Here is a 24,315-nt window from a genome sequence, read left to right on the forward strand (position 1 = left end):
AAAGTCGTCAGTGACGCGGGGCCGCTGGACCGGTCCAGCGGCCCCGCTCCGTATTTTCGAGAGCGCCACAATGCTGGCTTCCAACCCGATCTGCCGCGCGGGTTGTTCGGTAGGTCATGCCGGGTCTGCTCCTCGGGCCACATCAAGATCGATCGACTCAATCGAACGCTTCCCGCGGCATGCGACCTACCCGCAGGCATCTCGCATGGACACCGAGTATCCACCTCGGAATCAGAGTCAACGGCGGCATTGATCGGGCGGCTGAGTGCTAGGCAGATGCACGTACGAGCGCGTCGAGATCCGGGCCCCAAATATCGGAAGTTGTGGCCTGACTTGCTCGGCCCATTCGTGCGCTTGCGAGCTTCGTGGTTGCACACAAGCCCATCAATTTTTCGACGGAATCCGCGCTTGGGAAAGACTGAGTTAGAATCCAGTCCGGGCGAACCGCAGAGTCTTCAAGGTAGTTTTCGGGATACTCCTGCCCGCACACTAAGATCAGCGTCTCTTTCTTAGTATTTGACTTCCCTATCGCTACAAAGGCGGCCGCTTCGAAGCGCATATGAATCCTCAAGCTGCCCGGATCCAAGCGATGGCCCAAGGCGTCAAGAACATGGCCTACGAATGCCTGCCCGAGATGCCGCTCGGACGCTTGCAGGTGTGCGGCCGATATTTGAACTGCAGACCGCAATCGCTGCTGATGTAGCGCTGTCGTTCTGCTGCCTTGGAGTCGGAGAACTTCTATCTCTTGGTGAACGTGACGCTCGAGAATCATGCGCCGGGCGAGCGCACCATCAATGGAGTCTGTTGGCCAGGCCTCCCTCTGAATCGATCGAACGGCGGCAGCGATAGCCCTCTGGCTGGGACGCTCGCCGTTGCTTACGAGTTCAGCACACGCTGCGGCCACCAAGGCCGATCTCTCGATTTCGTATCCTATATGCTCCTCATCCCCTGCGCTGGGGAGGAAGCTCAGGGCATTACTGAGAATCTCACTTTCCAAGACATTCTCGCCCTGAAATACATGGAGTGTATTGCTGGGAGCAGCGTTTGATTGTGAAAGAGAGTTGAGGAGTGAGCTCCAACGTGGGGATCCGTGCTTGACAATGTGGACGTTGGCTAGATTGTCCTTTCCGAACACTATTAAAAAGAGGTCCCCTGGCCCTGCCCATCTTGTCGCTGAGTTCGAGGGATAGTAGAGGCGCAATTCCGTTCGCGACGGATGATTTTCCCGGGCATCGTAAAACGTGAAAGTTGAAGATGCTGTGAGCGGCCTGGGATGCTCCGGACGCCAATAATGGTACGTCGCAGGACGCGTATCTTTCCCGATTGGCCGGCCCAGAATTGTCTGTAGCCCACCGGCATGAAACTCATGTTGTCGCGATCGAGACGGGTCAACCTCGACCGGCGACAGCCGCTTCCAGGCCAGCCCAACGGGCCGCGTCCCTGATGACGACATTAGGCTGATGCCTGACGGGCGTAAGTCCGAGCCTCCAGGACTTCAGCAATGTGGGGCTTCATCGCCCGTGCTGCTTCCGCAAAGACAGGGACTACAACCGAATTTCCAAATTGCTTATAGGCCTGAGTGTCGCTCACCGGGATGACGAACGAGTCCGGAAAGCCCATGAGCCGAGCGCACTCACGAGGGGTCAGGCGCCTGGGAGCGAGTCCTTCCTGGACTACAAGAATCTCGGAACCGTCTTTGTAATACCGCGCAGAGAGAGTTCGTGCGACGCTGTCGCCGTTCACGATCCCGTATCCGAATCCATTACCCGCGAGCTTGTGCTTGGCCGCATACTTCTGCAGATAATCCCACAGCCCTGGTGTAAGCGTGTATTTTGCTCGCACCCGTGATAGGCCATGATCGAAGTATCTGCCCCCATCTGAGAGAACATAGGGTTCACTTCCGTCAGAAGCGTGCAGTATGTCCCGTAGCCTGTGTGTTTTTTCGGGAAGGTGTAATTCGTCCCAAGAGAACGTAGTCGGTTCGGCGAAGCCTGCTATTAGGATTCGCTCCCGATGCTGGGGAGTGAAGTGAGCTCCATCGATGACTTTTGTATGCACTTCATATCCGAGCTCGTTCTGCAAAGTTTCGATTATGACTTTGAACGTGTTGCCGCCATCGTGCGACTTCAAGTTTTTGACGTTCTCCAGGAGAAAAGAAGCAGGACGGCGTTGCTGAAGTATTCGCTTAATTTCGAAAAACAACGTCCCCTGAGTTGGGTCGGAAAACCCATGGGGACGGTTTAGAGAGTTCTTCTTGCTGACGCCGGCAATGGAAAACGGCTGGCACGGGAAGCCGGCCAGGAGGACGTCATGGTCGGGTATTTCGTGGGTTAGATCGGTTATGTCTCCGATGAAGCTGTGGTCGACGCCATGATTTGCCACGTATGTTTTTTGTGAGAACTTATTCCATTCCGACGTGAGCACGCAGCGTCCGCCCGCTGCCTCGAATGCAGTGCGAATCCCGCCGATGCCGGCGAAGAGGTCTATGAACCTGAAATCTGCTTGGGGAACGACCCGCCTGCGGTCGTGGAAGCCACTGACGAGCGTATCTAGCGCTTGGGTGGCCGTTGCATCGGAGGGTCCGCCCTCCACGCTCCAGCGAGCAATCGTGTTGCTGTCGACTTCGAGGTAATCCGCCAATTCCTTCCGAGACAGGAACGAGAGCGCGATGTCGAGGGGGCTAGGTGAAACTGGATTTGCAGGGAATCCCATATAAGTACTTGGCCTATGGTCCGGGGCTGGGCATGAAGCCCCGCCGTCTAAAGATGATTCTAGTTTCGCTGGGGTCTCGTCCAACTCCATGCGCTGTCCCATGCACGGGGCGGCCACCTCGGGCTCAATACTGCCAGGAGAAGCCATGCAGGGCAAGGACCTTGAAGCAATCCGATCCGCAATAGTCTACTACCGCGAGCCCGAAGTATCGGAGCGTGTTCGACACAAGGGGGCCTTGCGTTCCCTTGCCGGTCGGTGCTGGTCGTAGTGGTCAACCAATCGTAGTAACCGACCGCCCGAACATGGTCCGAGGTAGAGGTACGGGCGCAGCCTTGCTAAGGCCAGCGAGCGGTTTTACAGCAGGGCGCGCTGGCCGTGATCGCTTATGCATTCCTTAGGTGGGCGTTGTAGCAAGATGTACACAGCACTCTCTGCGCTTCCCCAGTCCCGGTCGGCACGGCACGTAGCAGTGTTCCTGCAGCGATGTTCTGCGGGGCCGAGCACAGCTCGCATCTCCAAGCGGCGCGTTCGAGCTGAGCGAACCGCTGCCGTGTGGATTGAGTGGCATTTGCATAGGTGAGCCTGGGAAATTTGCTGAAGTTCCGATGATTAACTGGGGAAGGGCGTCCATTTCCATCCAGTTCCGGCTCGAAGGCATAGCCAAGGTCAGAAACTACTGCGTCCAACTGATACATACAGACGTCGTATTTGCCTGTCTCATCTAGCCAATACCTCGTGACTCGATAGAGGCCGTCATATCGGTAGACCTTGGCACCTTTTTTGGGTCCCCAACCCCGAATGAGTCGGATTGCCATTCCACTGGCCAACGACGCGGCCAATCCCGCGTTAGGTCCTTCAAAACGCTGATGATCAATTTGCAGTCCCGTGTCCCTGTCTAACCCGCCTTGTCCGGCGTACCGGAGGGTGACTCCATGGTCCTTGTCGCCGCTATAGACTCCAGCGGCGACCAGCGAGCGCGTGATGTGTTCATCCCCATCAATGCCGTTGACAATATGTCGATGCAGTCCCGCCGCCTTGACGTCCTTCCTATTGTGGAAGATTGTTCCCACGGGGACGCTCGCGACATGCCCCAGCTCTACTTCGGTCATATCTGAATCGTGTCACATCAATCTATGGCCATCCTTGACGCTCATGTTGAGCAGACCGTGTCGATGCCGTTGCTTTCGTTGAGGCAAGAATTGACCAACCCGTGGCTTATAGCTTAGAGCTCGTATGGTCATGGATCACCCGTAGTGGTGACACCGTTCGCCCGCGTTTGACAGGTGCCGAGGCTGGACTCTCGGCAGTGAATCATGCGTCCTAGACTTTGCCGGCGCGCGACCTCACGTCGCACTTTGAACTGACAGGGCGCCGGCACATGTTCCGTTTATCCGCGCTGCGAGCATATCGATCGAGGCCACGAGCTCCTTCGGACCGAGCTCGAGGTTGATCGCGTGGCAGAGAATGCGGACATCGACTGATGGGTGTCAGCAGGGCGACTTGGTCCAAGCTACTTCCGGAACAACAGATGGCTGCAAAATCCAAGTTGCGAGTAGTGGACCTGACCGTACTGAATCCGCTTTGGAAAAGGGGGGTAGTAACTACTCGTGCAGGCATCTACGCCAATAAATAGGCTCAGTATTCCTTGATGACCACGCGTCGGCGGGTACCGGCGCCTCAGCGGTATCCGTCCGCGCCTCATGTTCTGCGATTGGAGAGTTGAGATAAATGACAAGTCGCTGGCTCGTAGGAACTTACGAACTGCACGTGATGAGGGTTCCAGAACCCGACGAGGACGGAGACCTGCTACTGACCGTTTTTGCCCGCACTGTGGACGATGACCCGATGGGGCCGGACGACAAGGACGCCCCGATCCTCGCGCAGATGGACCTCTTTTGCGACGACGTAGATGTAGACCCGGACAACCTCCCCAAATGGCTGGATGGGAAGGCGGTTATTGCAGGTGAGACGGGACTTGAGCCGGAGTGGATTGAGATTACTTACGGGCCGAGGTTGGCATACAGGATGAACGAGGTAATGGCGGCTGCAATCCATTGCGACTCTCGCGGGGTGGATATGGAAGAGCGCCCCTGGCGGACTCCTTCCGGGGATAAGGTGCAGCCGATCTTGCTCCGCACGGAGGCCCAAGTGGAGAGTCTAGGCAGGAGGCTGGGCATGTAAGGAATCCGCCATGGCCGCCTCTGGTGGCCTCCGCCCACGAGAGACCAAGTCGGACCAGCAGCCTGCCACCTATGCGGCAGATCCCCAAAGAATCACCCGCCGCAACGGCACTGCACCCCACGTCCAAATTCAGGCCACGGCGACATCATCTCGAACCATTCAATTTGAAGGAATGATCCTGACAAAACTAGAGACGCATTCGTACGTTGTCCGCAGCCAGTTGTCGCTCAAGGCAGTCGAGTGCTCTGCTCCAAGTTCGATAGTCCACGAGTCCGGCGGCGGAACAAGACTTGGAACTCTTGGTAGGGGCAGATACAGCCGTCCTGCCGGGCCAAGAAAGGTTGACATAGTCACCGTCGTGTCCTTGCTGCGGCGGTGCGCCTAAGGAAGCGGCTATACGATCACAAACCAGCTGTGGGGAGAAGTTGACGCTGTTGTCTTAGTGCGGGATAGGTGCGGGTGGGGCTCGAGTTATGCGGGCGTTCAGCGAGGAACTCTGGCGGCTTCGACGGCAGCCGCTCAGGAAAGCGGCTGCCGCGCACCGACGCTGACGGAACTGGCCGGCGCAACGTACGCTCGTCGTCGTCGTTCCACCCTGGCCTGCTGACCGGGCGAGGGAACCCGCGCGCCCTTAGTCTGGTTGCACCTGGCACAGGCCGCTACAAAGTTCTGCAGGCTGGTGGATCCGCCCTTGGACCAGGGGTAGAAATGGTCACCGTGCTCAACGGGCACCGCCGCCGGAGTCCGGACTCCATCTCGCACTGGCCACCCGCGCGGGCCATGCCCTCCCGGCGCTGCTGGCCGCTGAAGCGCCGGACCTGGTCCCGGCGTTTCACGTCTCTGTCGCGAATGACGGCGGCAACAATCGTCAGAACCACCAAGAAAAGCCCGGGGACGGTGACCGCGGCCAGAACGCCGTCGACCATACCGCGCAAAATTTCAGCGACCGTGGCAGCGTTGCGGCTGCCCGCCGGGTTGGCCTTCTGCATGAGTGCCAGGACAACGGACGCACTTAGCCACAAAATTCCTGCCTAATAAGCTGCACGCAGAGCCTGGCGGCTCCAGTAGATGCGTTTCAGTTCCACCGTTCAGTCGTCCCCCATCGATCTTCGGCTCGGTCGAAACCCTGCTGCGCTGCAGCTAGGGAGATCGTACCGTCGGGCCCGCGATTCTTCCTCGTGAATACGGCTGTTGCGTCTTTTCAGCGCTGACCGGTCCAGGCATCCGTGGGTAGTCGCGGGCGCCGTGAAGGCTTTTTGGCAGGCCCAACGTTGGAGGAGAGCCGACGGCGGGCGCGTGCCCGCCGTCGTCCAGGCTGGTTTCGAACGGATTCTTCGCCCGACACTGCAGCCCCGGAACACCGTCCCGAATCTGGAAGGAGGCCTTCGTGCTCACGGGAGATCCCGGCGTCGTGACGTAGTCCAGCACCCGTAAGTCAGCGGTCATCGCATCCTTCGTGATCTTCGTGTTCACGTAGCCGTGGTTGTCGTTGTAGAACTTCAGGTGCGGGTTCCAGGCCATGGTTGGGTCCGTGGTGGATCCTGAGCCGTTGCCGGTGGACGAGATGGACGTGCACCTGAGTTCCGAGCCCACCACGGGCGACGCCGGGTCCTTGTAGTCCACTTTGACGTCGTTGGCCCAGTTGCGGTGCACATCGCCGGTTGGCACGACGGCGTTGCGCACGTTGGCGTCCACCCAGCCCTGCGTGATGCGGCAGCGCGACGCGGCGTAGCCGTCCCACCCGTCCATGGAGACGTCGTCGATCTCCGGGCGCGGACTGGCCGGCAACTGAAGCGCCGAAGGTCCGGTTCCCCCGAAAGTGCGGGACACTGGAAGTCCCGACCACGAAAGCGGGCCACCTTGTTTAGTCTCCAGCACGATGCCGACGGATTCATCCGCCTTCATCCGCCTTCATCCGGCTTCATCCGGCTGAGTCCATGGGACTGAGCAGTGCCGGCGGCGCCGGCCATCTCGACCCGCTGCTGTATCCGTGGGACCCGCCCGTGGCCTCGGGTGTCATGGACGGCAATGACTTCCGGCCACTTGAGCTTTCAGCCGGACTGGATGAAACCCTCGTGCAAGCCGGCGCGGCACCGCTGGAAGCCCGTTCCCTAGTGGTCTCCATCGGCTCGAATTCAAGCGCCGACGTGATGCGGCGGAAATTCGCGAACTACAACCAGCCTGTCAGCGCGGTCCTGCCGCTGGTCCGGGGGCAGCTCCACAACATCGCCGTTGGCCACTCCGCCCATGTGAGCAAGGCCGGTTACATCGCCGCCGCCCCGTATCCGCTGATGGGAGAGTGCACAGCGGTCTGGCTTTCGTGGCTGGACGATGTCCAACTGATGGCCCTCGACGAAACGGAGCCGAACTACCGGCGGATCCAGCTCGACGGCGAAGCCTGCCCGCTCGTGGCGGACCACGGGGAACGTCCGGAGGAGTTCTCGCTGTTCACCTCGCGCTGGGGCGTGCTGACCGACGGCGACGGCGGGAAGCTTCCCTTCCTCGACCAGCCGGCCCTCTTCGGGCTCCTCTCCGGCAGCGGCACCGGGGACCTCTTAGAGGAGGGGAAGTCCGTGTTCGACGGGCCGCCGGAGCTTGTTGCCGAACAACTCGCCATGCCCTCGGTCCAGGCATGGGCCGCGGAATGGTTCAGCGCGGCCGGCCTCGCCGCGCCAGTGGACTTCGACGGGCCTTGCGCGGGCTAGCTACCCCTCTGGAACGTAGTCTTCACCGGGCGGCGATGTTCCCGGCGATGTGTTGGGCAATGTATTCGGCATCGCGGCCCACGCCCGCCACGATGGACGAGCCGTGCCCGGTCAGCCACGGCAACCCGACGGCGTACAGGCCCGGGTGTTCGGTGACGCCGCGGTGGTGCCGGGGGTAGTTCCATTCGTCCAGCACCGGGATGTCCAAGATGCTGAAGTCCAGCCGGTAGCCCGTGGCCCAGAGGACCGACGTGACGTTGGCGGCCTCGATGTTCAGCCGTGCCGGCTCCGAAGGAAGCCAGTCGTCCCTGCGCGGCGGCTCCGGCTCCGGCGCCGACATGCCGGTGGCGGCAATATAGCTGTCGAACATCGGCTTCATCCGCTGGTAGAACGCCGCCTCCACCAGGCCCAGGCGTTCCGGAAGGTCATCACTGAAGACGAGGTCGCCGTCGTCGGCTGCTTCCAAATGGCCGTGCAGCCGGACGCCGCGGCGGCCGAGGTCCCGCAGGTGGATGTCGTGGCCGCCGTCGGCGCCGGACACCAGCGGGTTGCAGGCGAACCTCGCCGCGGGGGAGGGCAACTGCCCCACGGTGAGGCCGTTCAGTCCGTAGTCGGGGCCGAATTGTGCAAGCTGCATCATCCAATAGAGGAGGTCCTGGCCGCGGTACCGGCGCGGGGCTTCCGGGCACGTGGACACCGCCAGGTGGATTTCGCGGCCGACGGCGAGCAGTTCCTCGGCGATCTGGCCGCCGGACTGGCCGGTGCCGACGATGAGCACGGCGCCCTCGGGCAGTTGGTCCGGGTTGCGGTAGCTGTCGGTGTGAATCTGCAGGATGTGGCTGGGCAGTTGCGCCGACACTGCGGGGATTTTCGGAGTCTGGTAACCGCCGGTAGCGAGCACCACGTTCCGGGCCCGCCAGCTGCCCTGGGTTGTGGCCACGTCGAAGCCGCCGCCGTCCGCGGGCGCGATCCGCGTGACATCCGCACCAGTTCGGACAGGAGCGTCGATGCTCTCCGCATAGTGCCGGAAATGGCCGATGAGGTCATCTCGCAGCATGAATGCTTCCGGGGCGGGGCCGTCATACGGCATGCCGGGCAGCGCGAGCGAGAAGTTCGGCGTGTTCAGGCAAAACGCGTCCCACCGGTCCTGCCACGCCCCGCCAAGCGTTTCGCGCCGTTCCAGCAACTGATGTTCGACGCCGGCACGGCTTAGCCAGTAGCTCGTGGCCAGTCCAGCCTGCCCGGCGCCGACGATAAGGGTGTTGACGCTTTGCGGAGCCGCAGGTCGGGCGGCTGCTTCGGGGAACGGCACGTCGGTCACCGTCGGGGTCTCCATGGTTCTTCTCCCGTAGCCAAGGTGCAGGGCTGGCTTTGTTGGCAGGATATGTCCGCAGGGCCACCGCCTACAGCAGATTCTGGGCAGTCCTTTCCTGCACCTGCAGCCGGAATCCCTAGAGAAGTACGGCCTGAACGCGGAAACGGTAAGAGGACACGAATTGCGCGTCCTCTTAACGTTGCCGGGTCGCAGGGGTTGGACTGCGTCGGGGGTGCCGAATTTCTAGTGGAAGAAGATCCGCGTTAGTGCTGGATGCCGAGGACTGAATGCGCGATCAGCATGTCTAGGCGGCGCACATCCACCTTCTTACCCGTCTTAATTTTGATATGCCCGGCGCGGGTCCAAAGCTCCAGCTCTGCATCGAGATCAAATCTCCCGGCGTTCTCTGATGACCACATGTTGATGTGGGAATAGGGCAGCGAGTACACCTCCACCTTCTTGCCAGTCAGGCCCTGGGCGTCGCGGACGATCATGCGCTTGGTTGTAAAGATGGCGCTATCCCGGAACGTCTTGTACGCGGCCACCGGCTGCTCGCCCGGCACCATTAGTTCCGCGACGTCGTTGGGAATCGGACATTCGTCGACGAACATCCACGTGGTCACTGCTGCTGCTTCCAAGGGGGTGGCTCCTTTTCGTGTGGTCAAGCCTCGGAGTTCAGTGTTACAAAGGCATGCCGGGCCGTCGTGACCTGCAATCGGCGTGTCGCGATGGCGCCCTTCATATTCAGGAAGGGTTCGCGAAATTTTCGGTGAGGTCCCCCTTGTCAGCGGATCCGGGACATCTGGGACAGGCAGGGCGACAACACATACCGATGCTCGACGTATCGCCTACAACTTAGGCAAACGGCTGCCGTTCCCCGACGGCGACCGCATCCTCAAGCGTTACGTACGTCCGCCGTCGTCGTTCCAGTCTTTCCTGCTGGCCTGGCGACGGGATGTGGGCGCCTTTCGCGCGGTTGCACCTGCTGCACGCGGCGACGAAGTTCCGCAGGCTGGTGGATCCGCCCTTGGACCACGGGTAGAAATGGTCACCGTGTTCCGCAGGACGGGAACACCGGCGGCGGAAACCGGCCTCCATCTCGCACTGGCCCTCTGCCCGCGACATGCCTTCGCGGCGCTGCTGGCGGCTGAAGCGCCGGACCGGATCGCGGCGCTTCACGTCCCTCGCCCGGATTACCGACGCGCTAATGGTCAGGACGACGGCGAGTACGCCTGGAAGCGCGACGGCCGCCAGCACGCCGTCGAACATCCCTGTAAAGATGGCTGTGACGGTCGTGGTTGGTCGTACCGCAGTTGCGTTCCCGGAACGCGTCACGAGCGACAGGATGGCTCCGGCGAAGATCCACACCGTCAACGCGGCCATGGCGAACCGGAGTAATTGGCGCGTCCAGTAGATGCGTTTCAATTCAATCATTTGGTCCCCCCATAAAGACTCCGGCAAATGAAGACGGGCGGCGTCCCGCTCGCTGAGGCAGATCGTACCTTCGCTGGCACTACGGGGAGGCGGTGCCTCATCGCGCGGGGCGTTTCGCCGGAGGTGTTCTGGTTCAGTGCGGACTGCGCTAGCTTTTTTCTATGGCCATGGGCCGGCAACGGTGCTCTGACTCCCTACAGGAATTTCTACTCGGAAGGGGTGGGAAAGGTCATGAATCGACGAACCAAAATCGTCTTTGGTGTGATCGTCCTGTTGCTGGTTGTTGGTGGGGCGACATTATTTGTCTTCGACAACACAAAGAGGAGTACGGCCGCGGAGTACAACCCGCAGATCAACCCAGCAGATTTCACCACTGAAATCACCAACAAATACTTCGCCCTCCCTGTCGGCAAAAAACTGACGTACGAGACCACCGAACACGGAAAAGTCTCCGAGAGGATCGAGATCGAAATCCTGCCGGAAACCATGACCATAGAGGGCGTGGAGACGGTGGTCTATCTGGATAAGGAGTACAAGAACGGGCAGCTGGTAGAGGAAACTCGGGATTACCTGGCGCAACATAAAAACGGCGACGTCTGGTACTTCGGCGAGGACGTGGACAACTACTCGAATGGAATCTTGTTGAACCACTCCGGCAGCTTTTTGCACGGAAAAGACGGCGCAAAAGCTGGCATCTGGATGAAGGCCGAGCAGCGCGTCGGCGACTCCTACAGGCAGGAATTCTACGTTGGTCACGCGGAAGACATGCGGGACACCGTAGCTACCGGCGAGACAGTCTCCACCACATCAGGCACGTACACCGACTGCGTCAAGGTCTACGACTGGACGCCGCTTGAAAAGAGCTCCCGGGAGTATAAGTATCACTGCCCTCAGATCGGTGCGCTGGCCCTGACCGAGGACCTGGAAACCGGCAGCCGGTCCGAACTCGTGAATGTTGTGCTGCCCTAGTCTTTCTACTTATTGGACCGGGGCTTAGAAGCCTTCGGTTCTTTCGGCGGCAGTCCGGCCACGTGCTCGAATGCCTTCTCCACCCAGGCTTTGGCCCGCGCCTCGTCGCCGTCGCCCTCGGCGTTCCAGATCTCCGGCAGCCCGGTGTAGCCGCCCATGGGGCGCTCGGCCGGACCGAACGGCACGGTCCGCTCGGTGCCTTCCAGCAACTCCTTGTCCGCCCCGGCCAGCTTCACGCCGATGGTGGGGCCGAACAGGCCGGCGAACATGTGCCCGTGCACGAACGCCCCCAAGTTTCCGAACATTGGCTTGATGACCACGTCGGGATGGTTCGGGAGCACCGAGCGGAAGTGTTCCTTGTCGGCGTCGGACGCTTTCGGCATTTCCATGGGTCTTCCTCCGGTACTGGCGGTCGCGGGCTGGTCTTCCTGCAGGATATGCCCGCGGCCGGGCATGGGACAGGCGGTCGGCATAAATGTTGCGAGCCAGCTTTCGGCGGGCATGATTGAGGCATAACCCAGGAACAGCGACCTCCTGGTCCGTTATACGGGTTCCATGGGACGGCTTTTTTCACGGCAAATGCGGACGCAGTAAATTCCGACAATTTGCAGCTGTGCCTAGTTCGGAGTGCCTGGCCTAGTAACAGATAGTCAAAACTCACATGGCGGGTTACTATTTGCAAAGTCTGGCTCAGCAGACTTTGGTTGCTCAGCATTCGCTGACGCATGAACTTGGGGGAAATACATGCTCGCAATGACGAGTAGATTCCGCCTGCCTGCCTTTATCAGTGCAGTGCTGGCGATACTTATGATGCTGGGTTCGGTCCCGGCCACCGCAGCCGATACGTCGACGGCTTCCATTCAGGGGACCGTGACGGCTCCCGCCGGAGTGAACATTGTCGGCACATATGTTTACGCCTTATCGGCGGCATTCCAGCGCCACATGGGCGAGTCCAGCGTTGAAGCGGACGGCAGCTACAAGATCATGGGCCTTCCCGCGGGATCCTACAAGCTCCACTTCGCTGGCTGGAATACCGGCGCCCAGGATCAGTGGTACAAAAACGCCGCCTCCTATGACACTGCCACGCCCGTGGCCGTCACCGCCGGACAGGCCCTCACCGGCATTAACGACACGCTGGTAAAAGGCGCCACGATCGGCGGAAAGATAACAATTCCCGCCGGCGTCGGTTCATCCAACCTGTCTGTAGTTGCTTTGTCGGCGACCACACATGACGGGGCAGGACAGTCCGACGTGGGAGCGGACGGCAGCTACAAGATCATGGGCCTGCCGGCAGGGTCCTACAAGCTCCACTTCACGGGCTGGGACACCGGCGCCTTGGACCAGTGGTACAAAAACGCCGCCTCCTTCGACACTGCCACGGCCGTGACCGTCACTGCCGGTCAAGACCTCGCCGGCGTCAATGCGACGCTGGTCAAGGGGGCCACGATCGGCGGAAAGGTCACCGCGCCGGCAGGCGTCACCCTCTCCAGCGTTTCAGTGAGTGTCTGGTTGGCGGCCTCACAAAGGCAGGTGGGTCAAACTTCCACTGTGGCCCCGGACGGCAGCTACAAGGTCATCGGCCTGCCGGCAGGATCCTACAAGGTGGAGTTCTCCGACTGGAACACCAGTGCTGCGGACCAGTGGTACAAGAACGCCGGGTCCTTTGAAACTGCGACTGCCGTGACTGTCACTGCCGGCCAGGACCTCACCGGCATCAACAGTACGCTCGTGAAGGCTGCCACAATCAGCGGAAAAGTCACCGCACCGGCGGGGGTCGATCTTTCGAACTCCTACGTCAGCGCCTCGCCCGCAGCGGAACAAGGCAGCCAATTGACTCGGTCCGCCGGCTTCGCCCCGGACGGCAGCTACAAAATCACTGGCCTGTCAGCGGGCTCGTACAAGCTCCAGTTCTCCGGCTGGAACACTGGCGCCCTCGACCAGTGGTACAAAAATGCCGCCTCCTTCGAGACGGCCACGGCCGTCACTGTGGCCACCAGCCAGGGCCTCACCGGGATTAACGCCACCTTGGTCAAGGGCGCCACGATCAGCGGAAAAGTTACCGCTCCGGCAGGCGTCAACCTTTCCAACGTCCAGGTCTCAACCTGGTTGGCGTCCTCAATGACACCAGTGGGCCAGACCATCAATGTGGCGCCGGACGGCAGCTACAAGATCATCGGGCTGCCGGCGGGATCCTATCGACTCCAGTTCTCCGGCTGGGACACCGGCGCGATTGACCAGTGGTACCAGAAAGCTGACTCGCCCTACAAAGCCATTCCCGTGGCCGTGACGAACGGCCAGGACCTCACCGGTGTTGACGTCACCATGGTCAAGGGCGCCACGATCACCGGCAAAGTCACCGCCCCGGCAGGCATCAGCCCTTCCGGTATTTCCGTCACGGCCACTCCGGCAGCCCCGCAGGACCAGAACCCAAGTTATTACGGCCGAGTGGGGCCGGACGGCAGTTACAAGATCATCGGCCTTCCGGCTGGATCCTACAAGCTGGCATTCAGAGGTGGCTCCGGCGGCGCCGTCGACCAGTGGTACAAGAACGCGTCCTCCTTCGACACCGCCACTGCGGTGACCGTGGCTGCCGGGCAGGACCTGGCCGGCATCAATGCCACCTTGGTGAAGGCCGCGACCATTAGCGGGAAAATCACTGCCCCTGCCGGTGTGGTGCTCAGCAAAGTAATTTATCCCGGCGTTACCGTGGCGATGACAACCGTGAAGGTCTTCGCCGCCGGCTCCTCTACACGGCAGATCGCGCAGGGCTATGTGAATCCGGACGGCAGCTACAAGGTAACGGGCTTGGCTGCCGGATCCTACAAGGTCTTCATTTCCGGTTGGAACACGGGCGCGGCCGACCAGTGGTTCGACAAGGCTGCCTCGTTCGACGCGGCCCGAACCCTGACGGTGGCGGCCGGGCAGGACCTGACCGGCATCAACCCGGTCCTGGTCAAGGGCTCCACCGTCAGCGGCAAGATCACCGGCGGAGGCACCACTGGCACCCCCGTCAGCGTCCTGAACTCCGCGGGGGCTGTGGTCAAGGACGGCTACGCAGACGCTGCCGGAACCTACAGCATTGGCGGTCTCGCGGCGGGATCCTACAAAGTGGCATTCAACCGTGCCAGCGGCTCCTCCCTCACGGAGGCGCAGTTCTACAACAACAAGTCCGAATCCGCAGGGGCAGGTGCAGCCCAGACCGTGACCGTCGGCGCAAGCGCGTCGGTATCGAACATCAACGCCACCCTGGTCACGGGCGGCTCCATCGCCGGGACGCTAACGGACAAGGCGGGCAAGCCTCTGCCCACCGCCGGAGTGCAGGCCTACACCCGCGATGGAAGTCTCGTCACGCGTAGTGGGATTACCGACGCCAGCGGAAAGTTCAATATCACGGGGCTCAGTACCGGAAAGTACTTCGTCGTCGCGCACTCCGGTGCTGACGGATCGAAGATCTATTCCGGAAACGTCGCCACCGAGGCCAGCGCTGCGCCCGTGGCGGTCATCGTCGGCAAGCCGACCATCATGGGTGCACTGTCCTTCGGCACCCCGCCGGTGGCACTGACGGCTGCGCCGGTTCCGACGATCACCGGCCTTGCAGTGTCCGGGGAGAAGTTGACGGCGGTTCCTGGCACGTGGGGCCCGGCGCCGGTCACCCTGGCGTACCAGTGGAAACAATCCGGGGCGGCCATCGCCGGGGCGACGGCCGCGACGTATGTCCTGACATCCGGTGATGTGGGCAAGACGATCACGGTCACGGTGACCGGGTCCAAGCCCGGCTACACGACGGCGGCCAAGACCAGTGCGGCGACAAAGGTCGTCACGGCGCCCGTGGCGTTGACGGCTGCGCCGGTGCCGACTGTCACGGGCACTACCGTGACCGGGCAGAAGCTGACCGCAGTTCCCGGCACGTGGGGCCCGGCCCCGGTCACCCTGGCGTATCAGTGGAAACGGTCCGGGGCGAACATATCCGGGGCGACGGCCGCGACGTATGTCCTGACGTCCGGTGATGTTGGGAAGACGATCACGGTCACGGTGACCGGGTCCAAGACCGGCTACACGACGGCGGCCAAGACCAGTGCGGCGACGAATGTCGTCACGGCACCTGTGGCGTTGACGGCTTCGCCGGTCCCGACGGTCACGGGCACTACTGTGAGCGGGCAGAAGCTGACCGCGGTTCCCGGCACGTGGGGTCCGGCGCCGGTCACCCTGGCCTACCAATGGAAGCGTTCCGGGGTGAACATCTCCGGGGCGACGGCCGCGACATATGTCCTGACCTCCGGTGACGTGGGCAAGACGATCACGGTCACGGTAACCGGCTCCAAACCTGGCTACACGACGGCGGCCAAGACCAGCGCGGCCACGAAGGCTGTAGCAGCCGTCTAGGGCGCCAGGCGCAGCAGGCCGCCGTACCGGGCCGCCGAACTACACAGGCATCACCAGCCCTACAAAGCAAAATCACAAGGAGACCCGTGCCCTTCCCAATCTCAACGTTGGAAAGGGCACGGGTCTTCGCTCCCCGCGCCTGTGTGTGGCTAGTGGCCTGCTCGGTCCTGGTCTTCCAGCCGGGCGGCCTGTTCCGGTTCACCTGGATGAAGGTGGCCTGGCTCCTGGCCGTCGTCGGAATCGGAGCCCTTGCCCAGGCCGGAGGCCGGCTGCCCCAAGGCATCCGGCGGGCACTGTGGGCCGCCGCCATTGTGCTGTCCATTTCTACGGCTTTCTCCGCCAGCCCCCTTGCCAGCTTCCTGGGACGCTGGCCACGGTTTGAGGGCGCACTGGTCATCGCGCTCTACGTCGCCGTCTTTGCCTTGGGTGCCAAGGTCCTCGGCGGGCCGGGCAGAGCCAGGAATTGGGCCATGTTCCGCACCGCGCTCACCCCGGCGGTGGTGATTGTGAGCTTTATTAGTGCTTTCGAGGCCGCAGGCTTGCGGCCCCTGGGCGGGTCCGCGGATCTGCGCCCCGGGGCCACCCTGGGCAACGCGACGGACCAGGGAATCATCGGAGTTCTGGCGGCCGCAGTGCTGGCACTGCCGGCACTGCGCGGCCGGGACTGGCCGGCCCGCATCGGCCTTGCAGCGGCGGCCCTGACCACGGTCCTGTCCGGTTCCCGTGCAGCGATCCTGGGCCTGGCCGCCGTCGTGCTTGTGTTGGTAGCGGCCGCAATCCGGACCCCCGGCCGCGCGCGCGTCGCGGCGGCTGGCGGTGCCTCGCTCGTGTTGCTTGGCGTTGCCGCAGTCGCCATTCCCGTGGCGCGGGAGCGGCTCTTCAGCGCCGACACGGTCAACGGCCGCTGGCTGCTGTGGGACGAGAGCCTGAAGCTGATCGCCGAGCACCCCTGGACCGGCGTCGGCCCGAACGGTTTTGTCGATGCCATCACGGGCTTCCACACCCTGGAGTGGGCCGTCCGGGTGGGCGGCACATTCCCGCCGGACTCGCCGCACTCCTGGCTTCTGCAGGCCGCCGCCGTGGGCGGACTTCCGCTGCTGCTGGCGGCGGCGGTGCTGGCCTTCCTCATTCTGCGCAGCGCTAGTGAAAGCATCCGCACCGCGGCACCGGGAGTTGACCGCGACAACCTGACCGGCGCCCTCGCTGCCGTGGCCGCTTACGGTCTGATGCTCCTCACCGCATTCACCTCGCCGGCCACCACGCCCGTGGCGGCCTTCATCTGCGGGGGATTGGTGTCGACGTCGCGGGCTGCCGTGCAGCAGGTCCGGCCTCGCGCCAAGGCGGCTCCCGCGAAATCAGCTTCCGAGGTCCGGACCTGGAAGACCTTCCCGGCCGGTGCGGTGGCTACGGGGCTGCTCGTGGCCCTGGGGCTGGGCATCGCAGTGCCGGCGGCGATCGCCGAATGGCCGATGGCCGAGGGTGTAGCCGCCGTCGCGGCCGGAGACCTGACGACGGCGGAGAGCCAGTTCCAGCGCGCCTACGGGCTGCGGCCCTGGGACTCGGATACCGCGCTGCTGGCGGCCCAGGCCTTCACCGGGCCGGCCGCCGACGGGGACTCCATCGCCGCGAACCATGCCGTCGAATGGGCCCGCATCGCGCTGGACCGCACGCCCGGCTCATCCGAGGCGGGCCTGGCCCTCGCCATCGGCTTTATCAACATTGGGAAGCTCCAACAAGGCAAAGACACGTTGGACGAGATGATTCGGCGTTCCCCCTTCGACTCCGCTGCCTATCTCCAACGTGGCGTCGCCAACTTCGGCCTCGGCAACGTCCAGGACAGTCTGGCCGACCTCGCCGCCTCGGCGGAGCGTGCGCCGGCCTCGGCGGAGCCGTGGACCATATTGGCCAGGATCTATGACCGGCTGGGAGATCCGGAAGCGGCGGGGCAGGCGCAGGCCCGTGCGGATGCGCTCGGCCCTCGCTGACCGTTCCAGATGGAGGTGTGGTAATTCACCCACCAAACGTCCTGTACAGTTGATCCTGTTGTTGTGTTTATGCAGTTCGTAGTTCAGGCAGTACGCAAGGTTGCAAGACCTTGTTCTTCTGAAGCAGCGGTTTTGAGCACCCCAAACAGGAGGACCCGAAAGTCGGGACAGTTCCTCCACCTTCACGAAGGACAAAAATAATGGCTACTGGTACCGTCAAATGGTTTAACGCTGAAAAGGGCTTCGGCTTCATTTCCCCCGATGACTCCTCACAGGATGTTTTCGCACACTACTCTGCGATCAACTCCTCCGGCTTCCGCTCCCTCGAAGAGAACCAGAAGGTCTCCTTCGAAACCGAGCAGGGCCCCAAGGGTCCCCAGGCCACCAACATCCAGGCTATCTAATTTCCTTTTAGATACCCGGGACCGTTAGGTTTCGAGCAGGGCCCGTCTTCGGACGGGCCCTGCTTTTGTTTAACCCACCTGTGCCTCCAAAACAGGGATGACGACGGCGGCGCGGCACCGACGTCGTCCGCCCACGGCGCCGTCGCGGTCCTCATGCCGGCCAGCTCCCTGCGCCGGGTCCCGCACCACAAGTCTGCGGCTAGTCGTCCCGGGGGATGAGGATCCACAACGCGACGTAGACGAACTCACCCACGCCGAACAGGCCGAAGAACATAAACCCGAGCCGGACAAAAGCCCGGGGGACTTCGAAACGGTCGGCCAAGGCAGCGCACACGCCTGCGAAGATTTTGCCGCGTCTGGGGCGAACCAAGGTTGCTGACATTTCGCTACCGTAGCACCAGGCGCCCGTCGAGTCAGCAGTGTCTTTCGCCCCTGCCGCCCACTGCCACAGCACGCGCCGCAGCTGGTCAGAGCTGGCCGCGCCGCGCCAGGTAGGTGTTGAGCGCCGGGTTGTCGATGTCCTTGGCCAGCCACGGGATGGTCTCGGCGGCGGCGGTGTCGCCCAGGAGCGCCCGGTGCGAGTGGGCCCGGACCACCAGTTCGCGCAGGGCGCCTCGGCTGGCCATGGTGCCCAGCCGGTCGGCGTAGTCCCCGGCGGCGGGGGAGCCGGCGTCGATCGCGACCTCGGCGGCCGTGTCAAGCAGCCGTGCCCGGTACCAGAGGTACCAGGGCGTGGTGTCGAGCCCGCGCTTGAGCCAGGATTCGGCCGCGGCCTGGTCGTTCAGCGCCATGCTGAGCCGGGCCTTGGCTCCGGCGGCCAGGGTCAGGTAGCAGTGGTCGCCGGCGACGTCGGCCATCACCCACGAGCGGTCGATCAGGGGAGCGGCGTCCTCCAGCCGGCCGGCGGCGAGGAACGTCTCGCCGCGGAGCCCGGCGACAAAGGGTTCGAACGCCGTCCAGTGTTCGGCTGCGATCAGTTCCTGGGCCCGGTCCAGGCATTCAGCCGCCGGCTCCAGATCCCCGCGCAGCAGATGCACCCGTCCGGTCAGCGCTTGGCTGAACGCCAGCAGGCGGCGGCCGCCCACGGCGGTGGCGAGCCGGCTCGATTCGGCCAAAGCCGCCAGCGCCTCACCGTAGTGCGCGGTGTCCGAGGCCGCCATGCCCTGGATGGCCAGGATCCTGGAGCGTTCGTCGTCGAACCCGTCCGCCGCCCGGGCCGCCTGCTCCAGCCAGCCGGCCGCACGGTCCGGAATGCCCCGCTGCACGGACAGGTACCCCAGCTCCCGGTATGCCGCCGCCGCCACCCGCGACGCCGGCCGCCCGGGGGTCCGCCCCTCCGACGCCAGCGACGCGGGATCCAACCCTTCCGACTTCAAAGCTCTGTGCAGGAGGTCGGCCACTTCGGCGCCGCGGCCGCCGGCCTGATGGATCAGCGCCGCGGACAGTGTGACGAGGGATTCGGCGAGCAGGTGATGGTCGCCGGTTCGTTGCGCGATCTCGGCTGCGAGGCGTAACTGCTCCAGCCCGCGGTCCACGGAGCCTGCCGAGAGCGAGGCCTCGGCGGCGTCGAGGTAGGACCGCACGGCGGCCGTACTAGCCGGCAGTCCGGGCTCGGCCGGGGGCGCCGCGTCGGACAATGCCCGGCGCACCTCTGCGGGCACGCCGAGCCCGAGCTCCCGGCGGTAGAGCTCGCGGCACTTGTCGGCCTGTTCCCGCGCCCGCCGGTAGTCACCCAGGGCTAGCAGGGCTTTGATCAGCACGGCATGGCAGTCCGCGTTGAAGGGGTCCAGGTGCAGAGCGCGGGTGGCGAGGTCGACGGCGTCGTCCGCCCTTCCGGCCGCCAGCGCGGCGAGCGATGCCTCGTAGAGCAGCGTCAGCACAGAGTTCTCGAGCCGGTGCCGCTGGTCCTCCAGCCAGGACTCGAACGCCGGGCATTCTTCGAAAGTGAGCCCCTCCAGGAGTTCGCCGTCGAAGGTGCGGGGGTCGGCGTCGCCGGCTGGCTGCAGGGCCGCGAGCACATCGCAGTTCCAGCCGGCCGGCAACACGAGTCGCAGCGGGTCGCCGCCCACCGATTCCGTGCCGAGGGTCCGGCGCAGCTCGGAGAGATTCCAGCGCAGGGCGCCGAGGGGGTCCTCGGCGTCGGGGAACAGGAGGGCCGCCGTCCGGGCCCGGCCGGTGCCGCCCGGTTGCAGCGCGAGGTAGGCCAGCACAGCCCACGCCTTGCGGCCCCGGGGCTGCCGGGGTGCGGTGCCAGCGGACTCGATCCGGGGCGGACCGAGGAGCCGAATCCAAGTCTCGGCCATATCAGTCATGCTACGCCGCCAACGGGCACGCGGGAGGGGCCGACGGCGGGCGTGCGGCGGGGGAGCGACGGCGCCTGACCGGCGCTTGATCGGAGCCGAAGAGAGCCGGAAGCGGGCGGAAAACCACAGCGGAAAATGCTCACACGGTGGCTCACACGGTGGGTGCGGAAACTGGACATGTCCCCACAAAAAGGACCGGAAACCTGAACCCCAGTCGCAAACTAAACCCGCACCGATCGCCCGGGATTCCGGCCCAACAACCTGATCCATCATCAGCCCCAACAACCAGCTCCATCACTCGCCCGAGGTGCTCTTCACATGGAATTTGCCGCTATCCTGCTCGCCGGACTCCTGGTCTTCGCAGCCGTCGCCACCATAGTCGCGGTCGTCCGCGACGGCCGGGGCCACACCCCTCCCATCCGGTCCACCCGCGCCTGGATGGCAGGCAACCTGCCCAGCGAACCGTACGCATCCCTGCGGTCCCTGCAGGGCTGACTGAATCCGGTAACCACACGCCAGTAGCCGCACGGGCCTGACCCCCACCTCCAGCATGGGAGGCGGGGGTCAGGCCCGACGTCGTGCGGTGTCTTTGCGGAGTTCAGCGCTTCGTGGCGTCCTGTGATCGCCGGGTGTCGCTCTAGTGGGCTTGAGGTGGGCTTACATCGCATGCCATGAACGTTCCAGGGACGCTCTTGAAATCTGAAGAGTGCCGGATGTCAGATGGTCTCAGACAACCACACCGGAGGAGGTCGCCATGACGGTCGCTTTCAACCACACCATCGTCTACGCAACGGATAAGCGTCGGTCGGCGAAGTTCTTGGCCAACGTGCTCGGACTGCCGGAACCCGAAGCCATGTGGTCCTTCATGACCGTTCCCCTTGACCACGGGGTGGCGCTCGATTTCGCCACGGCGGACCGGCCCATCGCCGCGCAGCACTACGCCTTCCTGGTCAGCGAGGAGGACTTCGACGGAATCTTCGCAAGGATCCAGGCCGAGGGCATCCCCTACTGGGCGGACCCGGGACGGTCCCGCCCACAGCAGATCAACCACAACGACGGGGGACGCGGCGTCTACTTCGCGGATCCTGACGGGCATTTCCTTGAGGCGATCACGCGTCCGTACGGATCGGGTGCTGCATGAGGTCCCAGGTTCGCCGTCACGGCCACCGGGGCCGCCGAGATCGTTGCGCGGCACGAGGGCATCGGCGAGGATGAACGCGGTTCACCGTGTTGCAAACCGTGCTGCAAACAAGGAGTCGACGCGAATGACGAAGTATCTGATCTCGTTTCCGAGTGCCGCCATGGTCTTCCCCGAGGAAGAGCTGCAGGCTGTTTCGGATGCGTCGCACGCGGTCGTCCAGGAGGCGAAGGACGCCGGCGTCTGGGTGTTTGGCGGCGGCATCGATGAGGGCATCCCGCCCGTCATAGTGGATGGCGACGGGACCGTGAGCGAGGGCACTTACCCGCAGACGACGCAGCTCGAAGGCGGCTACTCGGTGCTGGAGCTGCCCTCCTACGATGAGGCTTTGGAGTGGGCCGCGAAGATCGCGGCCGCCTGCCGTTGCGCGCAGGAGGTGCGCGCCTTCCAGTACGACCCCGCCAGCTAGGTGACTGCGCGGCGGGGGTGGCTTACACTGACCTCGGCTGGTGGGCGCCGGGGGAGGGCACGTGGCAAGAGGACATCTTTGTGGGGCAGTAGTGGTGGCTTTCGGGCTGGCCTTGGCCGGATGCTCTGGATCCACACAGCCCGGTCAAGCCTTCACGTCGCCCACCATGCGTGCGGCACCCTCAACCCCGAGTCCTCAGCCGAGCCCGTCCATCGCCCACGACGGCAACGTGAAGGGAAGCAGCGCAGTGAGCGTAACCGTGGCACCTGACATCTTCGACCAGCAGGGCGAGAGGTACGAGGAAGGACTGGGTGACGGATGGGAAACGTCACCCGGGTTCCTTGTCGAGACTGACGACCAGGACAAGGCCGCCGCGGCGTTGTATGCCGCGGGAGGGCGCTTTATGTCGGTGGACCAGAACGGCAAGGAACTGAGCCCCGCCGAAATGACTGGCGACTACCCCCAGTACACGCCAAACTACGTCTCCGATGTCTATCTGACCGAACTTGGCCCCATGATTTGGACTGACACTAAAGGCGAACTCTCGATAGGCATGGCGGAGAGGATGCTGCTCATACTGGAGGCCGAACTCCGGTCCCAGGGGATCACGGCCCATGTGACTGCTCCACCGGCTGACCTCTCACTCGACGGCACGCCCATCTGGCGGCCTCCCGCCGAGACCGCCGTGCACGCGGGAGCTGACGTGAAGGCGCCGACGAACGAATAGCGGCGGCGGGAGAACCTCGGGGCACCGTTCCCCGCCCCGGACCGGCGGGGAACGCCGACGTCGTCGGTCAAGTGTCTAGACACCCGCAGTGGCGCGGGAGCATCCTAAACGTGTGCGCGTTTCGGGAGGAGAGCGGCCAAGGGGCAGGGAGATCCCGTCCCGGCTGGGGAATCCTGGGGAACCGGTGGACCGCTGGCAGTCCCACTTTCCAGGCGTGCGGACACGATCGGCGAGGGAACCGGGGACCAGATCATGGACGAAACATCCGATACGCGGCAAAGGCTGTCTAACCGCATCGACCAGAAGCAACGGGACCTTCAGTCCTACCTCGGCCGGGAACGACCCCGGCGCTCCCGGCTGGCCGGCATCAGCATCGTGGGCAGTGCGCTGGCCGCCGCGTTCACGGTCGGCCCCGCCGCCGGTGGCACGGGGTTCACCGAAGCGGTGGCGAACATCTTCAACCTGGCGGACGACTCGATTGTGTGGCGGGGACTGTGTCTGCTGGCGGTGATCTGCTCCGTTGCCGCGGCGCTGGCCACGAACTTTGCCACGTCCCGTTCCGTGGCGGACCGTGTGAGCGCAGCCGAGACCGCCAGTGCCCAGCTGGAGGGGCTGCAGGTCGCGCTGAACTTCGGCCACATCGAGATCGACGAGGCCGTCAAGCTGTACCAGCAATACGCCACGCAGGTGGCGTTCGTGGAGGCCTCTCCGGCGGGGTGAACTGTTCCTTCAAGCAGCGGCTCAACAGAGAGCACAAGCGCTCGGGTCGCCCTGCAGCTACCCCTGCAATCCAGTCCGTGTTGTCAGCCCTCAAGAATCAGTTCGACTTCCACGTCCACCTCATCGCCGGCGTGGATGCCGGCTGCGGTTCTGATGGCCTTCTTGACGGGGAGGAGGTACGAGTTGGTCCTGCTGTCCGGGAAGAGCGACGTCCGCCACCGCTGCCCGGCGATGCAGGCATTCACCTTCACCGAACCGAAGCCCTTCCGGAACGGGGCGGCCTGGTCCTTGAGCTGCTCCGCCAGGTCCGGCGGCAAGGTGATGAAGTGCCAGCCTGCCTGCTCGGGGTAGTGCCACAGCTCGGCACGGAACGTGTACGACGTCGTCACGCTCTGAGTATGGCACCGGGAGCAAAGCCTCGTGATGTGCGCGTGTGACCCACTCCATAGAACCCCGACGCCGGGCCGCCGGCCTCTGGGGGCGGCCGCGGCTGCCGAAATCCGCGCGGTTCCGGGAATGTGACGCCATGGAACCCCCTCAGGGGGCCGATTTGTGTAGGGTCCTCCCGGCGTGTAAAGTAATTCGAGTCGCCGCCGCTGATGCGGAAAGAAAGCGACCGACCCCCTTCTAAACAGCCTGAAAATGGTTCGCAAATTTGCGTGCTAAATAACGGCGGGGACCTTCTTGGATGAATGTAAATCGCAGAAATGCGAATTTGCAAAGACTTCCGAGATCGGGTAAGTTTGAAAAGTTGCTCCGGAGCGATCCTTGACTGTTTGTTGGTTGTGGTGGTGCCGGGTGTGTCTGTTGTTTGAGAACTCAATAGTGTGCCAAGTTTGTTGATACCAATTTATTGTATTGAATTGGTTG

General features: G+C 63.4%; 22 protein-coding genes and 1 pseudogene. 11 read left to right on the forward strand and 12 right to left on the reverse strand.

The features are described 5' to 3' along the window. Positions 1-1,452: 1,452 nt before the first annotated feature. Complete coding sequence (dcm, locus tag AC1DFR_RS13550) at positions 1,453-2,712, reverse strand: DNA (cytosine-5-)-methyltransferase (protein ID WP_476873614.1); 1,260 nt, start codon at positions 2,710-2,712, stop codon at positions 1,453-1,455. Between the two features lie 383 nt (positions 2,713-3,095). Further along, positions 3,096-3,821, reverse strand: coding sequence for a YDG/SRA domain-containing protein (locus AC1DFR_RS13555; protein ID WP_476873615.1), 726 nt, complete (start codon positions 3,819-3,821; stop codon positions 3,096-3,098). 658 nt (positions 3,822-4,479) lie between these two features. Between AC1DFR_RS13555 and AC1DFR_RS13560 the strand changes: the two genes are divergently transcribed. Continuing rightward, positions 4,480-4,893 (forward strand): hypothetical protein, encoded by a 414-nt coding sequence (locus AC1DFR_RS13560; RefSeq protein ID WP_476873616.1) that lies wholly within the window; start codon positions 4,480-4,482, stop codon positions 4,891-4,893. Between the two features lie 519 nt (positions 4,894-5,412). Here AC1DFR_RS13560 and AC1DFR_RS13565 read toward each other — a convergent pair. The 3 genes and pseudogenes from AC1DFR_RS13565 to AC1DFR_RS13575 all read right to left on the reverse strand — a co-directional run. Further along, the gene (locus AC1DFR_RS13565) at positions 5,413-5,655 is read right to left on the reverse strand and encodes an HNH endonuclease (protein ID WP_476873617.1); all 243 of its coding nucleotides are present in this window, start codon (positions 5,653-5,655) and stop codon (positions 5,413-5,415) included. Further along, a complete protein-coding gene (locus AC1DFR_RS13570) occupies positions 5,553-5,882 on the reverse strand; it encodes a hypothetical protein (protein ID WP_476873632.1) in 330 nt (109 codons plus the stop codon). The genes AC1DFR_RS13565 and AC1DFR_RS13570 overlap by 103 nt, the downstream gene beginning before the upstream one ends. Positions 5,883-6,231: 349 nt before the next feature. After that, a pseudogene (locus AC1DFR_RS13575) lies at positions 6,232-6,663 on the reverse strand (alkaline phosphatase D family protein); the annotation flags it as partial. Between the two features lie 167 nt (positions 6,664-6,830). Between AC1DFR_RS13575 and AC1DFR_RS13580 the strand changes: the two are divergent. After that, entirely contained in the window at positions 6,831-7,598 is a 768-nt protein-coding gene (locus AC1DFR_RS13580) for a hypothetical protein (protein ID WP_476873618.1), read from the forward strand. A 22-nt stretch (positions 7,599-7,620) separates the two neighbouring features. On the opposite strand, the gene AC1DFR_RS13585 is transcribed toward AC1DFR_RS13580, so the two are convergent. The 3 genes from AC1DFR_RS13585 to AC1DFR_RS13595 all read right to left on the reverse strand — a co-directional run bounded on the left by AC1DFR_RS13585 (position 7,621) and on the right by AC1DFR_RS13595 (position 10,347). Further along, on the reverse strand, positions 7,621-8,934 hold the full coding sequence (locus AC1DFR_RS13585) for a flavin-containing monooxygenase (protein WP_476873619.1): 1,314 nt from the start codon (positions 8,932-8,934) through the stop codon (positions 7,621-7,623). Positions 8,935-9,176: 242 nt separating this feature from the next. Then, positions 9,177-9,551, reverse strand: a complete 375-nt coding sequence (locus AC1DFR_RS13590) for a PH domain-containing protein (protein ID WP_476859791.1) — start codon at positions 9,549-9,551, stop codon at positions 9,177-9,179. Positions 9,552-9,768: 217 nt separating this feature from the next. After that, positions 9,769-10,347 carry an HNH endonuclease gene (locus AC1DFR_RS13595; protein ID WP_476873620.1) on the reverse strand — a complete coding sequence of 193 codons (579 nt, stop codon included), beginning with the start codon at positions 10,345-10,347 and terminating at the stop codon, positions 9,769-9,771. A gap of 27 nt (positions 10,348-10,374) precedes the next feature. Between AC1DFR_RS13595 and AC1DFR_RS13600 the strand changes: the two genes are divergently transcribed. Continuing rightward, the gene (locus AC1DFR_RS13600) at positions 10,375-11,316 is read left to right on the forward strand and encodes a hypothetical protein (RefSeq protein ID WP_476873621.1); all 942 of its coding nucleotides are present in this window, start codon (positions 10,375-10,377) and stop codon (positions 11,314-11,316) included. 5 nt (positions 11,317-11,321) lie between these two features. On the opposite strand, the gene AC1DFR_RS13605 is transcribed toward AC1DFR_RS13600, so the two are convergent. Continuing rightward, positions 11,322-11,705 (reverse strand): TfoX/Sxy family protein, encoded by a 384-nt coding sequence (locus tag AC1DFR_RS13605; RefSeq protein WP_476873622.1) that lies wholly within the window; start codon positions 11,703-11,705, stop codon positions 11,322-11,324. 364 nt (positions 11,706-12,069) lie between these two features. Here AC1DFR_RS13605 and AC1DFR_RS13610 point away from each other — a divergent pair, with 364 nt between their 5' ends. The 3 genes from AC1DFR_RS13610 (at position 12,070) to AC1DFR_RS13620 (ending at position 18,088) form a co-directional block, all read left to right on the forward strand. Further along, a complete protein-coding gene (locus AC1DFR_RS13610; RefSeq protein ID WP_476873623.1) occupies positions 12,070-15,699 on the forward strand; it encodes a carboxypeptidase regulatory-like domain-containing protein in 3,630 nt (1,209 codons plus the stop codon). An 86-nt stretch (positions 15,700-15,785) separates the two neighbouring features. Next, positions 15,786-17,684, forward strand: a complete 1,899-nt coding sequence (locus tag AC1DFR_RS13615) for an O-antigen ligase family protein (RefSeq protein WP_476873624.1) — start codon at positions 15,786-15,788, stop codon at positions 17,682-17,684. Between the two features lie 200 nt (positions 17,685-17,884). Then, a complete protein-coding gene (locus tag AC1DFR_RS13620; RefSeq protein ID WP_011690916.1) occupies positions 17,885-18,088 on the forward strand; it encodes a cold-shock protein in 204 nt (67 codons plus the stop codon). A gap of 199 nt (positions 18,089-18,287) precedes the next feature. Here the strand turns inward: AC1DFR_RS13620 and AC1DFR_RS13625 are convergent, their stop codons facing one another. Further along, a complete protein-coding gene (locus AC1DFR_RS13625) occupies positions 18,288-18,470 on the reverse strand; it encodes a PspC domain-containing protein (protein ID WP_028275253.1) in 183 nt (60 codons plus the stop codon). Between the two features lie 85 nt (positions 18,471-18,555). Further along, positions 18,556-20,391: an AfsR/SARP family transcriptional regulator gene (locus tag AC1DFR_RS13630; RefSeq protein ID WP_476873625.1), complete on the reverse strand. Its 1,836-nt coding sequence runs from the start codon at positions 20,389-20,391 to the stop codon at positions 18,556-18,558. 318 nt (positions 20,392-20,709) lie between these two features. Between AC1DFR_RS13630 and AC1DFR_RS13635 the strand changes: the two genes are divergently transcribed. The 5 genes from AC1DFR_RS13635 (at position 20,710) to AC1DFR_RS13655 (ending at position 23,445) form a co-directional block, all read left to right on the forward strand. After that, entirely contained in the window at positions 20,710-20,886 is a 177-nt protein-coding gene (locus AC1DFR_RS13635) for a hypothetical protein (protein ID WP_476871926.1), read from the forward strand. A gap of 259 nt (positions 20,887-21,145) precedes the next feature. Further along, positions 21,146-21,532 carry a VOC family protein gene (locus AC1DFR_RS13640; protein ID WP_476871927.1) on the forward strand — a complete coding sequence of 129 codons (387 nt, stop codon included), beginning with the start codon at positions 21,146-21,148 and terminating at the stop codon, positions 21,530-21,532. A gap of 124 nt (positions 21,533-21,656) precedes the next feature. After that, positions 21,657-21,998, forward strand: a complete 342-nt coding sequence (locus AC1DFR_RS13645) for a YciI family protein (protein ID WP_476871928.1) — start codon at positions 21,657-21,659, stop codon at positions 21,996-21,998. A gap of 247 nt (positions 21,999-22,245) precedes the next feature. Continuing rightward, positions 22,246-22,725 (forward strand): hypothetical protein, encoded by a 480-nt coding sequence (locus AC1DFR_RS13650; RefSeq protein WP_476873626.1) that lies wholly within the window; start codon positions 22,246-22,248, stop codon positions 22,723-22,725. A 252-nt stretch (positions 22,726-22,977) separates the two neighbouring features. Continuing rightward, positions 22,978-23,445 carry a hypothetical protein gene (locus tag AC1DFR_RS13655; protein ID WP_223915857.1) on the forward strand — a complete coding sequence of 156 codons (468 nt, stop codon included), beginning with the start codon at positions 22,978-22,980 and terminating at the stop codon, positions 23,443-23,445. Between the two features lie 83 nt (positions 23,446-23,528). On the opposite strand, the gene AC1DFR_RS13660 is transcribed toward AC1DFR_RS13655, so the two are convergent. Continuing rightward, the gene (locus tag AC1DFR_RS13660; protein WP_476851691.1) at positions 23,529-23,834 is read right to left on the reverse strand and encodes a DUF1905 domain-containing protein; all 306 of its coding nucleotides are present in this window, start codon (positions 23,832-23,834) and stop codon (positions 23,529-23,531) included. Positions 23,835-24,315: the final 481 nt, after the last annotated feature.

The organism is Arthrobacter sp. 05T410 (assembly GCF_056396505.1).